Source organism: Stutzerimonas azotifigens, assembly GCF_013522725.1.
GTDB lineage: Bacteria > Pseudomonadota > Gammaproteobacteria > Pseudomonadales > Pseudomonadaceae > Stutzerimonas > Stutzerimonas azotifigens_A.
In genome coordinates this window covers 68,909-81,588 of the sequence record NZ_JAAMRF010000007.1, presented here as the reverse complement: position 1 = coordinate 81,588, position 12,680 = coordinate 68,909, and the positions used below count along the sequence as shown (strand labels likewise).

Here is a 12,680-nt window from a genome sequence, read left to right as displayed (position 1 = left end):
GGTCACGCGCGCTGGATGATGAGTTCGCGGCCGGTACGGGCCTCGACCTTGGCGTAGCGCCACAGCTTGTAGGTGCCCTCACCCACCGGCGTGGTACGGAACAGGTTGCAGGCCGCATGCACGGTTTCGAGGTCCGGAACGTCGGCCAGCAGGTAGGTGGTCCAGGGGTAACCGGTGGACGGGCCGACCATGCTCTGGTCGTCGTCCATGTTGCCGAAGACCTTCACGCCGGGCAGGTCGTGAATGCCGTTCCACATGGCGCTGAACGCGGCCCACACTTCGAGTTGCTCTTCACGCGGTGCATCGAAGAAGTTCTGGTTGATGCCCATGCAGAACAGGACGCGCAATGGTTTTTTCTCGCTCATGATTGGCTCCAGATAGGGTCAGAGGTAGCCCGGCAAGGGCTGCTTACCGAAGAAGATGGCACCGGCGTTCTGGTAGGTGATGTCGCCCATGAACGCGTGCTGGGTGACGACCTGGGCGTCGTTGACGAAGCGCGCCAGCGGGCTGCTGTTGTAGACGCCGGTCATGCCCGACAGCATTTGCGCGGTGCGCGCCACATCCGCGGCGACGCGGGTGGCATGGGTCGAGGACAGGCGCAGCAGATTGGTCTTTTCCGCCGGCACGGGATCGCCGGCCAGCACGCATTGCCAGGCGTCCTCGATGGAATCGAAGAAGAAGGCGCGCGCCGATAGCAGCGCCGCCTCGGCCTTGGCGATCTCTACCTGGGCGATCGGGCGGTCGGCCACCGCTGGCGCGCCGGTGATCGAGATGCGGCCGGCGGCCATGTCGCGCAATTCATCGAGCGCTGCCCGGGCCACGCCGAGTCCGACCACCGAAAGGACCTGGGTGGCGAAGGACAGTGACGGATAGCGGAAAAACGGCTCGTCCAAATTCGAAGCGCCACCACGCACGAAGGTCCAGGCCTCCGGCACCACCACGTCCTCGACGATCAGATCGTGGCTACCGGTGCCGAGCAGGCCGACGGTGTCCCAGGTCCGTTCGATGCGCGCCTTGCTCTGCGGCATCACCGCCAGACGCGGCAGATCCAGCTTGTCGCCATTCTTCGGCGCGATGCCGACGCCCACGATCGAAGCCCCCACGCAACCGCTGGAGTACTTCCAGCGTCCGCGCACCTTGAAGCCACCCTCGACGATCTCGGCCGGCTGCGGCGGGAAGATACCGCCGGCGAAGACGACATCGGGCCCATTGGCATAGATCTCCCGGATCGTCTCCAGCGGCAGCGCGGAGAGATAGACAGGGCTCATGCCGAAGCTGGCCACCCAGCCGGCCGACCCGTCTGCCATGGATATCCGCTCGATCATTTCGCAGAATTCGGCGGGGGTGCGCTCGTCGCCACCGAAACGCTTGGGCACGCAGGCTCGATAGACGCCAACAGTCTTAAACTGGTCGATAACGTCTGGCGAAATGTGGCCATTTCGATCAAACTCTCCGCTACGGCCTCGACCGCGCACATCCGTCAAGAGGGCCTCGAACGCATCGCTCGAGGAAGGGACGGCAGTTGGTCGCTGGCCGACCACATTAAGGGGCTTCATAACGGGCTCCATGATCAGTTACCACCTTGTTCGGATCGGCACAGCAAAGCCTGGGCGAACGCCAGAAGACGTTCGTCCGCACCTTTGGCGGCGATCAGTTGCAGGCCAACCGGCAGACCAGATTTCCCTTCGAGCGGGATGGTCAAGGCCGGGTGGCCGGAAAGATTGAAAGGCCGCACCAGGGCGGTCATGCCCAGCACGGCGCGGGTATCGGCCGCATCTTCGATGCGCAGCGGGTAGTCGGGCATGGTCGGCAGCGCGAGCACCTGATGCTGCGCCAGCACTGCATCCACCTCGGCGGTAAAGGCCGCGCGAACGGCTTCGGCCTCGGCCAGGGCCTCATCGGTGGTTCGTGCGGCGGCTAGCAGCCGACCTGCGACGTCTTCTCCGACCAGCCCTCCATCGACCAGGTGCCCGGCCGCCTTCCAGGTTTCGCGATTGATCACCACCATGCCGGCGGCATAGGCGGCGGACATCTGCGGCAGGGAAACGGACATTTGCCGGATACCGGCGGCGGACAACCTGTGCTGTATCGCCTCGAGGATTTCCGGTTGCGCATCGACCGCCACCACCCCAATTTCGAACGCCTCGACCTCGGGCAAGGGCCCGAAGCCGGGATCGATCATGCGCATGGCCTCGATCAGCATCGGCAAGCTGTCGGCGAAGGGGCCTACGCAATCGAGGGAGGTTTCCGTCGGCATCACGCCTGCCCGGCTGACACGGCCGAAGGTGGGCTTGAAGCCGAAAACGCCACAACAGCAGGCCGGAATACGAATGGAGCCGCCGGTATCGGTCCCCAGCGAAAAATCGCAGAGCCCGGCGGCTACCGCGGTGGCCGAACTGCTCGAAGAACCTCCGGGAATCCGCCCGGGGTAGCGCGGGTTTTGCGCAGTGCCGGTGAACTGGTTGATACCGGTCGTGCCGAATGCCAGCTCGTGGAGGCTCACCTTGCCGACCAGGCGGCAGTCATTTGCCAGCAGCGCCGCTACCACGTCGGCATGCCGTGTGGCCGGCTCGGCATCCTGCAGCGCCCGACTGGACGCCCGAGTGGGATGACCGGCTACGTCGATGGTGTCCTTCACCATCACGGTCGGTCCGCTTCCTCCCAGATTCAGCGTCTCCACCACGATCGTCATGCCATTCACCTTTGTGATCCGATATCAGACTCGCCAAGCACTGCCTGGCATATGCGTAAATCTAAAATCGCCACTATTACGTGAATTGTCAATTGATTTAGGGAAGATTTTATAGCGCTTCTTTTGGTGCACTTTTCACGTAAAAAGCACCAGTTTTGTGCACTATCGTAACGATCCAAAAATCCATCACCACAGAGCTTAACAACACATATTATCTTTATTTTACAATAACTTATAAGTTAAAAATTGCTGAATCAGGAGCCAAATCAGGTGTTACCGCGGCGTTACTCATGCTCAAAAAACCTCGAAGATTTTGTTGAGCATTCAAAAATAAAATTACTTTTTTAAAGCGTATTTTTGAGCGTTATTTTGATCGATTTTTTCTGCTCACAACCGCTAAAAACTCGGCCTAAGCGGCTGTTTTTTCTAGCGTCTGACCCGCGCCCGCTCATGTCTCGGCACCGTTGAAAAGCGAGCACCACAGGGAGAGAAATACAGGACGGCAGCGTGGCTCACTGGTGGGGCACCCCCGACGCTGGCATGCAAACTGCTATCTCCGACTCGGTAGCGAGGGGTCGCCGAGCGGTCTCCTGCCATCGAAGCGCTTTGGCGCTGACAACAAGAAGGCTTGGAGCCCATCCGGCGGCCAGCCCGCATTTAGCCCTGCACCCTGGAGAACGACATGCGATTCATGAAAGCTGTGTCCACCCTGATGTTGAGTGCGCTTTGCGTTCCCCTCGCCCACGCCGAGGTAAAGATTGGCGTGATCACTTCCTCCACCGGACCGATTGCACTGGTGGGCATCCCGCAAAAGAACAGCATCGCCCTGATGCCCAAGAAGGTCGGTGACCAGAACATCACCTATATCTCGCTGGACGACGGCAGCGACCCCACCGCGTCGGTGAAGGCATTCAAGAAACTCATCGACGAGGAGAAGGTGGACGCGATCATCGGGCCAAGCGGCTCGCCGAATGCCATGGGCGTCATCCAGTTCGCCGCCGAATCCGGTACGCCGATGCTGGCACCGGTCGGCACCGCCGCCGTGGTACTGCCGATGACCGAGCAGAAGCGATGGGTGTTCAAGACCACTCAGAACGATGACCTGATCGCCGATGCCATCGTCGCGCAGATGATCACGAGCGGAGTCAAGACGCTGGGCTTCATCGGTACCGCGGATCCTTACGGGGAGAACTGGGCCAAGGTCATGGCCGAGCTCGCCGGGAAGAACGGCATCAAGATCGTGGCCAACGAGCGCTTCCAGCGCCAGGACACGTCAGTCACCGGGCAGAGCCTGAAGATCCTGATGACCAAGCCCGACGCGGTGCTGGTGGCAGCGCCGGGAAGCTCATCGGTCATGCCACAGACCACGCTGGCCGACCAGGGCTACAAGGGCCAGATGTACCAGACCCACGGTGCAGCGCTCGACCCCTTCCTCAAGCTCGGCGGCAAGAAGGTGGAAGGGACCATCCTCGCCGCAAGCCTGATGCTGGTGGTAGACGAGGTTCCGGACAGTCATCCCTCCAAGGCGATCGCCAAGTCGTACATCGAGGCCTACCGCAAGCTCTACAACGAAACGCCCGCGACCTTTGGCGCCAACGTCTACGACGCCGGGCTGCTGCTGGAACAAGCCATCCCCGTGGCGGAGCAGACCGCCAAGCCCGGCACGCCCGAATTTCGCGCAGCCCTTCGCGACGCGCTCGAACAGACCCGTGAGCTCGCGGGAACCCAAGGCGTCTACAACATGACCGCTGAAGATCACAGCGGCTTCGATGAACGCGGTCGCGAACTCATCTCCGTCAAGGACGGCAAATGGGCACTGCTCAAATAAGCCGCCGCCATAACTAAAAAGCGGACGGGCACGATCCCGCCCGCGCCTTTTGCCGCCAATTCAGGCGTTCCCGCCTTTTGAGGATGTCTTGCGATGAATCTCCAGATAGCCATGCTGCTTGGGCAGGATGGCGTGACCAACGGTGCCATCTATGCTTTGCTGGCGCTGTCCATCCTGCTCGTATTCACCGTGACGCGAATCCTACTGATTCCGCTCGGTGAGTTCGTCACCTTCGGTGCCCTGACGATGGCCGCCATACAGGCCGGTCACCCCACGGCGCTGGCCTGGCTGCTGCTGGCCCTGACCGTGGTGGATTGCAGCCTCGACCTGATCGATGCAGCACGCGCCAGTACCGGTTTTCGTCTGCCGCGCCGGGTACCGATCAAACTCGCCTATGCCTTGATCATGGTTGCGTTGGTACGCAGCCTGCCGCTAGCCGACCTGCAAATGGGTCTGCAGACACTGCTCACCCTGGCCCTGCTGGTGCCGCTCGGCCCGCAGATGTACCGCCTTTTCTTTCAGCCGATCGCTGGCGCCCATGCCCTGGTGCTTCTGATCGTGTCGATCGCCGTGCATGTCGCCATGGTCGGCGTCGGCCTGCTGCTGTTCGGTCCAGAAGGCGCGCAGACACGTCCGTTCTCGGACGCCTTCCTGGAGATCGGCCCGGTGATGCTCAAGAGTCAGACGCTCTGGGTCATCGTGGTCTCGCTCACGGCCATCATCGCGCTGTTCCTGTTCTTCGAGCGCAGCCTCTATGGCAAGGCGCTGCGCGCCACCGCCGTCAACCGGATGGGCGCGCGTCTCATGGGCATCTCGCCCACTCTGGCAGGCAAGGCGACCTTCGCCCTCGCCGCCTTCATCGGCACGCTGTCAGGCATCCTGATCGCACCGATCACCACGCTTTATTTCGACTCCGGCTTCATCATCAGCCTCAAGGGCTTCGTCGGCGCAATCATCGGCGGTCTGGTCAGCTATCCCCTCGCCGCGATCGGTGCGCTGGTGGTCGGGCTGGTCGAGGCCTTCTCGATGTTCTGGGCCAGTACCTATAAAGAAGTGATCGTGTTCACCCTGATCATTCCCTTTCTGCTCTGGCGCTCCCTCACCAGCCGTCACGTGGAGGAAGACGAATGAAACCACGCTATCTCGTGATCGCCCTGGTCGTGGTGCTGGGCTTTGCGCCGCTCGTGCTGCCGAACTTCCAGATCACCCTGCTCAACTACATCGGCCTGTATACGCTCGTCGTGCTCGGCCTGGTACTGCTGACCGGCGTCGGTGGCATGACCAGCTTCGGGCAAGCGGCATTCGTCGGCCTGGGCGCTTACACCAGCGCCTATCTCACCACTACCGAACAGCTGCCTACCTGGCTGGCCTGGACAGCGGGCTCGCCATGGCTGGCGCTGGTGATCGGCATCCTGCTGACAACCGCCGTCGCGCTGATTCTCGGGGCGCTGACCCTCAAGCTGTCAGGTCACTATCTGCCGCTGGGCACCATCGCCTGGGGGATATCGCTGTATTACCTGTTCGGCACCATCGATGAGCTGGGTGGCCAGACCGGTGTTGCCGACCTGCCCTCCCTCTCGCTGTTCGGTATCGCGCTCGATCGCGGCGAAAAAATCTACTACCTGATCTGGGCCGTGCTGCTACTGGCCATCCTGATCACCCAGAACCTCCTGAATTCTCGCGAGGGGCGCGCCATTCGCGCACTCAAGGGCGGCCAGATCATGGCCGAATCAATGGGCGTCAACACCTTCCGCTCGAAGATGGTGATCTTCCTGATCTCGGCTCTGTTCGCCGCGGTCTCCGGCTGGCTCTATGCGCACACCCAACGCTTCGTGAATCCCACGCCGTTCGGCTTGAACATGGGCATCGACTACCTGTTCATGGCGCTCATCGGCGGAGTGGGTAGCGTCTGGGGCGCTCTGCTCGGCGCGGGCATCCTGACCATGCTCAAGCAGTGGCTACAAGATTGGCTGCCAATGCTGCTGGGTAGCCAGGGCAACTACGAGATGATCGTCTTCGGGCTGCTCATCGTATTGCTGATGCAGCGCGCACCCGGTGGACTCTGGTCTCTGCTGGTCAAAGCCATGCCTGCGGCGCTGCGCCACCGACACCGTTCGCCCATCGCCGACGACCAGGCGCCAGCGCTGCCGCGTCGCACCTTGCCAGCGGGTGGCGAGCTGATACTCGAGGCCCGGGAGGTAACCAGGCGCTTCGGCGGGCTGGTGGCCAACAACCAGATGAACCTGTCGGTCCATGCCGGTGAAATCCTCGCCCTGATCGGCCCCAACGGCGCCGGCAAAAGCACCATGTTCAACCAGATTTCCGGCGTGGACGTGCCCAGCGCAGGCGAGGTGCAGTTCCTCGGCAAAAGGATCAACGGCATACCGTCGCGCCGCATCGCGCGCATGGGCATGAGCCGGACCTTCCAACACGTGAAACTGCTACCGAGCATGAGCGTGTTGGAGAACGTGGCCATCGGTGCCCACCTGCGCGGCGCCAAGGGCATCGTCCCGTCGTTGCTGCACCTGGAGCGCGCCGAAGAAGCCGAACTGCTGCGCGAGGCGCGCTACCAGCTCGAGCGCGTCGGCCTCGGTGACTACCTCTACGAAGAGGCCGGCAGCCTCGCCCTGGGCCAGCAGCGCATCCTGGAAATCGCTCGCGCCCTCTGCTCCGACCCTTGCCTTCTGCTGCTCGACGAACCGGCCGCCGGACTGCGCCTCAAGGAAAAGGAAGCCCTGGGCAACCTCCTGCGCAAGCTACGCGGTGAAGGCATGGCCATTCTGCTCGTCGAGCATGACATGGACTTCGTCATGGGCCTGGTCGACCGGGTCGTGGTGATGGAGTTCGGTGAAAAGATCGCTGAGGGCCTGCCCGAAGAGGTGCAACAGAACCCCGCCGTACTGGAAGCCTATCTTGGAGGAGCGGAGTGATGAACCGGAACGTACCACGCAACACACTGCTGGAAGTGAACGACCTCTGTGTCGCGTACGGCAAGGTCGAGGCGCTGAGCAACGCCAACCTCACCGTTGGCGAGGGCCAGATCGTCACGGTGATCGGCCCGAACGGCGCCGGCAAGACCACGCTGCTGTCGGCCATCATGGGCGTGCTCGGCTCCAAGGGCCAGGTACGCTTCGACGGCTCCCTCGAAGCGGTGCCGGAGGTCGAAGTGCTGGTCGGCCGGGGGCTCGGCCTGGTACCCGAGAAGCGTGAGCTGTTCGGCAGCATGAGCGTCGAGGACAACCTGCGCCTCGGCGGCTTCATGCGCTACCGCAAGGGCGACAGGCACCTCGACGGCACCCTGCAGGAGGTCTACGACCTCTTTCCGCGTCTGTTCGAGCGACGCAAGCAGGAGTCCTCGACCCTGTCCGGCGGCGAGAGGCAGATGCTTGCCGTGGGTCGCGCGCTGATGGCCAAGCCCAAACTGCTGATGCTCGATGAGCCGAGCCTCGGCCTCGCGCCGCTGATCACCCGGGAAATCTTCCGGATCATCGCCGAGCTGCGAAAACAGGGCGTGTCGATCCTGCTGGTCGAGCAGAACGCCCGCGCGGCGCTGCGTGTGGCGGATTACGCCTATGTGCTGGAGACCGGACAGATCGCCATGCAAGGACCCGCGGACCAGCTCGCCGACGATCCTCGCGTGATCGAGGCCTACCTCGGGCTCGCCAGCAAGCATCAGGAAATGTTGGCCGGATGACCGATTGGCTCGCCAGGACGAGCCTCAAGGAGCCCTCATGAACACATCGACACAACGGGTATGCATCGTCGGTGCGGGCGCGATCGGCTGCACCCTGGCGGCACGGCTGGTCAGGGGCGGCCAGCCGGTCAGCGTGCTGGCACGCGGAGAAACCCTCACGGCACTGAGCTCGGACGGCATCCACCTGACCGACCTGGAAGGCGAGCACCACGCTCGGGTAACCGCAAGCGACCGCTGCGACGTGTTCGGCGAGCAGGACCTGGTGTTCATCTGCACCAAGGCACCGGCACTGGCGGGCCTGCTGCCGACCCTCGCCCCGCTCATCAGCGAACGCACCGTCGTCGTTCCGGTCGTCAATGGCGTGCCCTGGTGGTACTTCCACGGCGTGCAGGGCCGCTTCGCCGGCCGCCGCGTCGAAGCCGTCGACCCCGATGGAGCATTGAGCCGGGCGCTGGATCTGGAACGCGTGCTCGGCTGCGTGGTGTTCATCACCGCCGAAACCGTCTCGCCGGGCGTGGTGACGTCACGCAACCCGCACCTGATGATCCTCGGCGAACCCAGTGACCGGATGACCGAGCGCCTGGAACAGGTCCGTGCACTGATCGAGCGAGCCGGTATCGAGGCCCGCGCCACCGACCGCATCCGCGACCAGCTGTGGACCAAGATCATTGCCAACCTGACGTCCAACCCGCTGTCGGTCCTGACCGGTGCGACGCTCGAAGAACTCTATGGCAAGACCGAACTGAAGACCGTGGTCGCCAAGATCCTTCAGGAGACCCTGCTCACGGCCGCCGCTTATGGCGCCCGCATCAACTTCGACCCGCTCACCTTCATGGAGCTGGGCGCCGGCATGGGCGCGGTCCGCACCTCGATGCTGCAGGACTACCAGAGCGGCCGCCCGCTGGAGCTTGCGGCAATCGGCGACGCCGTCATCGAGCTTGCCGGCCACCAGGGCCTAGCCATGCCCATCACCCGCGACATCCTCGCCCTGGCGCGCTTCTGCAGCGCCCGGACGCACATTCACTGAACACGAAGAGACCTGCCATGAACGCCAGGACCGAATTCACCCAACCTACCCAATGCAGCGAAGAGGAATGGGCGCTGCGCGTCAAGCTCGCCCATTGTTATCACCTGGTCGATTACTTCGGCTGGACGGAGACCATCTTCAACCACATTTCGGCGCGACTGCCCGGCCCCGCCCACCACTATCTGGTCAATCCGTTCGGGCTCAATTACACCGAAGTCACACCGGCCAATCTGCTCAAGGTCGATCTGCACGGCAACAAGCTGGAACCCTCGGAGTACGACGGCAACCCCGCGGGCTTCGCCCTGCACAGTGCCGTGCACGGGGCACGCGAAGACATCCAATGCCTGATCCACACCCACACGACGCCGATCTCTGCCGTGGTGCAGAAGAAGCGCGGCTTCACTCATGACGACTTCTACGGCGCGCAGCTGTATGGCCGCGTCGGCTACCACACCTTCGAAGGCATCACCCTGTTCGACGACGAGAAGGTACGCATGATCGAAAGCCTCGGTGACAAGCACATCCTGGTGCTGCGCAACCATGGCATCGCGGTCGGTGAAAGCAGTATCGAAAAGGCGTTCTTCTTACTCTGGACCGTCCAGCGCGCCGCCGAAAACCAGTGTGCCGCCGGTGCACTGGGCGGCGAAGACAATCCACTGGAGGAAGGTATCGCCGCCAAGTGCGCCGACCTCACCGCGATGCTGATCCGCGAAAGCGGCTTTGCCATCAAGTTCTATGACGCCATGGTTCGCAAGATGCGCACCGAGCGGCAGATGAGCTGGTGACCCCCACGCGGCGTCGCGTGCCCGCGACGCCGCGCCTCGATCCGTGGCCAGTATAGGAGTCGCGCCATGACTGCCGCCGCAAACGCCCTGACCTTCGTTGAACCTCCGATCTCGCGGCTCGACCCACAAGGTGTGGTCCTGAACTGCAACCCCGCCTACCGTTCGATGTGCGGCTACAGCGAAGCCGAACTGGTGGGCAAACCGCATCAGATAATCAATCACCCGGACATGCCCGCGGTGGTGATCGCCGGCATGTGGCGGGCGCTACGCGCGGGCGTGCCCTGGACAGGACCGATGATGGGCCTGCACAAGGATGGCTCGACGTACTGGCACACCCTCTATGTGGTTCCGCTGTTCGACGGCGGGCAATTGTCGGCGCTGGGCACCGTTTACCAAGACATCGAGCCGGAAGACGTCCAACGTGCGCAGGCGCTTTACCTGCGACTCGCGCGGGGCAAATTGCCCTGGTCATGGAGCGCACGGGTGCAGGCCGGCGTCGCAGAACACGCGCTCACGATCGCAACCGCCATCGGCTTGATCGGCGCCTGGGCCAGTCATCAACTCGGTCCCGTGTGGCTGATCGCCCTGCTCGCCTTGCTCGGTAGCGGCACGCTCCAGTCCACCCTAAGGCGGCGCAAGCAGGTCCGGGAACTGCTCGCCCGGCACCGGGAAATTTACAGCGACGCGTTGCTGGCACCGCTGCACAGTGACCACCCCGGCGACATCGGCCGACTCGCCATGGCGCTGAACAGCCAGCGCGCACGGATGAGCACCGTGATGTCGCGCATCTGCATCAATAGCGAAGTGCTCAGACAGCAGGCACAGAGCTCAGCCGAGGTGGTGGACATGGCAGCCGAGCAATTGGGCCAACAAGTCCGTGAAACCGAACAGACCGCCGCGGCGATCAATGAAATGAGCGCGACGATCCAGGAGCTGTCACGCAACCTGCAGACCACTGCGGAGGCGGCGCAGAAGGCCGACCAACTGGCGCGGGACGGCGAACGCCTGTCGGTGGGAAGCCAGGCATCGATGACTAGCATGCGTGACTCTGTCAAAGACACCGGGGTGGCGGTCGAGCAACTCGCCGAAGCCATCGAGTCCATTGGCGGTATCGCCAACGTCATCCAGAACATTGCCGAGCAGACCAACCTGCTTGCCCTGAACGCAGCCATAGAGGCTGCGCGTGCCGGAGAGTCGGGCCGCGGCTTCGCGGTGGTCGCTGACGAAGTTCGCCGCCTGGCCTCACATACCCGAGAATCAACACACGAGATTCAGAGCTCCATCGAAAGCCTGCGCGACGGTAGCGCCCGTGCCCTTGCTACCGCGCAGAACGGAGAAGCTGCGGCGCAACGCTCGGCTGAAGACGTCGAGCAGGCTCGCCAGGCGCTGGCCCGCATCTGCGAGGAGATCGGTCAGATCAGTGGCATGAGCCTGCAGATGGCGGCAGCCATCGAACAACAAGGCCAGGTGGCCGAGCAGATCAACAGGCAGATCACCGACATCGCCGGCTTCACCGAACGCACCAGCCAACAAGCCGGACGTACCACGGAAATAAGCCAGGCCGTGCATCAGCTCGCAGAGTCGCAGTTGGGCCTGGCCTTACGGTTCCTGAAGGGGTAACGCAAGGCGCAAGCGCCCCGGATGGGGCAACCGGCCGCTGCCGCAACGCTGACCATCGGCGTACCTCGCAAGCGACTCGAGCGGTCGGGCGCTCGCAGATGCGGTCGGCGCCGGCACCGGTTCAGGTGCAACCAACTGGCACGTCCATGTTCGTAAGAGAGACGCTGCCCGGATTACGAGAAATGTCTATGATTGCCCGTCTATTTTTCTAAGGCAGTCCATACCTTCATGGCCATCTCCAAGAAACGCCGTAGTCGCTACAACCCTGCCAGCGAGGACTTCCATAAGGAGGAGTTTCCCTTCTACTGGCTTGCCCGCGTTTACGGACGTTACTCGATGGCCATGGAAAGACTGCTCAAGCGGGTCGATCTGGACATTCCGCGCTGGCGCGTCCTGAACATCCTGTACGAAAACGACAATTCCAGCATTTCGGAGATTTCCGAACATGCCGTTGCCAAGCTGTCGACCATCACCAAGATTGTCTACCGGATGAAAGATGACGGCCTCGTCGAAACCAACCAGAGCGTACAGGATGGCCGCGTGACCCAGGTCAGCCTCACGCAAGCCGGTCGCGAGGCGTTCTTCGCCATGCATGAAGTGACCGAAGAACTCTTCCACAATAGCTTCCAGGGCATGACCGAAGCCCAGCTGCGCAAGCTCAACCAGTCCTTGGCCACCATCTTCGCGAATTTGCCGGACCGCTGAAACGACAACCGCCCCATCGGGCGGGCCTCTTTTCTGTCGAAGCCGCCCTTCCTGGACACGCATAGGGCGTTGCGCCTCCTGCGTACGACCGACCGGCGACTCGCGTCAGAGCAACTGCCAGGTGCAGTTAAAAATCAACCGGTTCTCGTCGATGTCGCTGCGGTAGTTCGAGCGCGCCGTGACGTTGCGTAGACGCACGTTGAGGTTTCGCAGCGGCCCGCTCTGCACGGTGTAGCCGATGTCCAGGTCGCGCTCCCACTCTTATTATTGTCATGCAGCCCGCATCGCGGGAACGCGATGCGGACTTGCCGAGTCTATCGCCGCGCGCC

General features: G+C 62.8%; 11 protein-coding genes and 1 pseudogene. 8 read left to right on the top strand and 4 right to left on the bottom strand.

Annotated elements, in window-relative coordinates; translation table 11 throughout:
• Positions 1 to 2: 2 nt before the first annotated feature.
• From G7026_RS14310 to G7026_RS14300, 3 genes are read right to left on the bottom strand one after another with little or no spacing between them, the layout of a single operon-like run.
• A complete protein-coding gene (locus G7026_RS14310) occupies positions 3 to 365 on the bottom strand; it encodes an IacB protein (RefSeq protein ID WP_181071593.1) in 363 nt (120 codons plus the stop codon).
• An 18-nt stretch (positions 366 to 383) separates the two neighbouring features.
• Complete coding sequence (gene iacA / locus G7026_RS14305; protein WP_181071592.1) at positions 384 to 1,556, bottom strand: indole-3-acetate monooxygenase; 1,173 nt, start codon at positions 1,554 to 1,556, stop codon at positions 384 to 386.
• 14 nt (positions 1,557 to 1,570) lie between these two features.
• On the bottom strand, positions 1,571 to 2,692 hold the full coding sequence (locus G7026_RS14300) for an amidase (protein ID WP_181071591.1): 1,122 nt from the start codon (positions 2,690 to 2,692) through the stop codon (positions 1,571 to 1,573).
• Between the two features lie 682 nt (positions 2,693 to 3,374).
• Here G7026_RS14300 and G7026_RS14295 point away from each other — a divergent pair.
• From G7026_RS14295 to G7026_RS14260, 8 genes are all read left to right on the top strand, one after another.
• Complete coding sequence (locus G7026_RS14295; protein WP_181071590.1) at positions 3,375 to 4,520, top strand: ABC transporter substrate-binding protein; 1,146 nt, start codon at positions 3,375 to 3,377, stop codon at positions 4,518 to 4,520.
• 93 nt (positions 4,521 to 4,613) lie between these two features.
• Entirely contained in the window at positions 4,614 to 5,651 is a 1,038-nt protein-coding gene (locus tag G7026_RS14290) for a branched-chain amino acid ABC transporter permease (RefSeq protein ID WP_181071589.1), read from the top strand.
• Positions 5,648 to 7,450: a branched-chain amino acid ABC transporter ATP-binding protein/permease gene (locus G7026_RS14285; RefSeq protein ID WP_181071588.1), complete on the top strand. Its 1,803-nt coding sequence runs from the start codon at positions 5,648 to 5,650 to the stop codon at positions 7,448 to 7,450. Before G7026_RS14290 ends, G7026_RS14285 begins: the two co-directional genes overlap by 4 nt.
• A complete protein-coding gene (locus G7026_RS14280; RefSeq protein ID WP_181071587.1) occupies positions 7,450 to 8,214 on the top strand; it encodes an ABC transporter ATP-binding protein in 765 nt (254 codons plus the stop codon). Before G7026_RS14285 ends, G7026_RS14280 begins: the two co-directional genes overlap by 1 nt.
• Positions 8,215 to 8,251: 37 nt before the next feature.
• Positions 8,252 to 9,241: a ketopantoate reductase family protein gene (locus G7026_RS14275; RefSeq protein WP_181071586.1), complete on the top strand. Its 990-nt coding sequence runs from the start codon at positions 8,252 to 8,254 to the stop codon at positions 9,239 to 9,241.
• A gap of 17 nt (positions 9,242 to 9,258) precedes the next feature.
• On the top strand, positions 9,259 to 10,026 hold the full coding sequence (locus G7026_RS14270; protein ID WP_181071585.1) for a class II aldolase/adducin family protein: 768 nt from the start codon (positions 9,259 to 9,261) through the stop codon (positions 10,024 to 10,026).
• Between the two features lie 66 nt (positions 10,027 to 10,092).
• Positions 10,093 to 11,646 carry a methyl-accepting chemotaxis protein gene (locus tag G7026_RS14265; RefSeq protein WP_181071584.1) on the top strand — a complete coding sequence of 518 codons (1,554 nt, stop codon included), beginning with the start codon at positions 10,093 to 10,095 and terminating at the stop codon, positions 11,644 to 11,646.
• A 228-nt stretch (positions 11,647 to 11,874) separates the two neighbouring features.
• The gene (locus tag G7026_RS14260) at positions 11,875 to 12,351 is read left to right on the top strand and encodes a MarR family winged helix-turn-helix transcriptional regulator (RefSeq protein ID WP_181071583.1); all 477 of its coding nucleotides are present in this window, start codon (positions 11,875 to 11,877) and stop codon (positions 12,349 to 12,351) included.
• A gap of 105 nt (positions 12,352 to 12,456) precedes the next feature.
• On the opposite strand, the pseudogene G7026_RS14255 reads toward G7026_RS14260, so the two are convergent.
• Positions 12,457 to 12,606, bottom strand: a pseudogene (locus G7026_RS14255) (OprD family outer membrane porin); the annotation flags it as partial.
• Positions 12,607 to 12,680 lie beyond the last annotated feature (74 nt).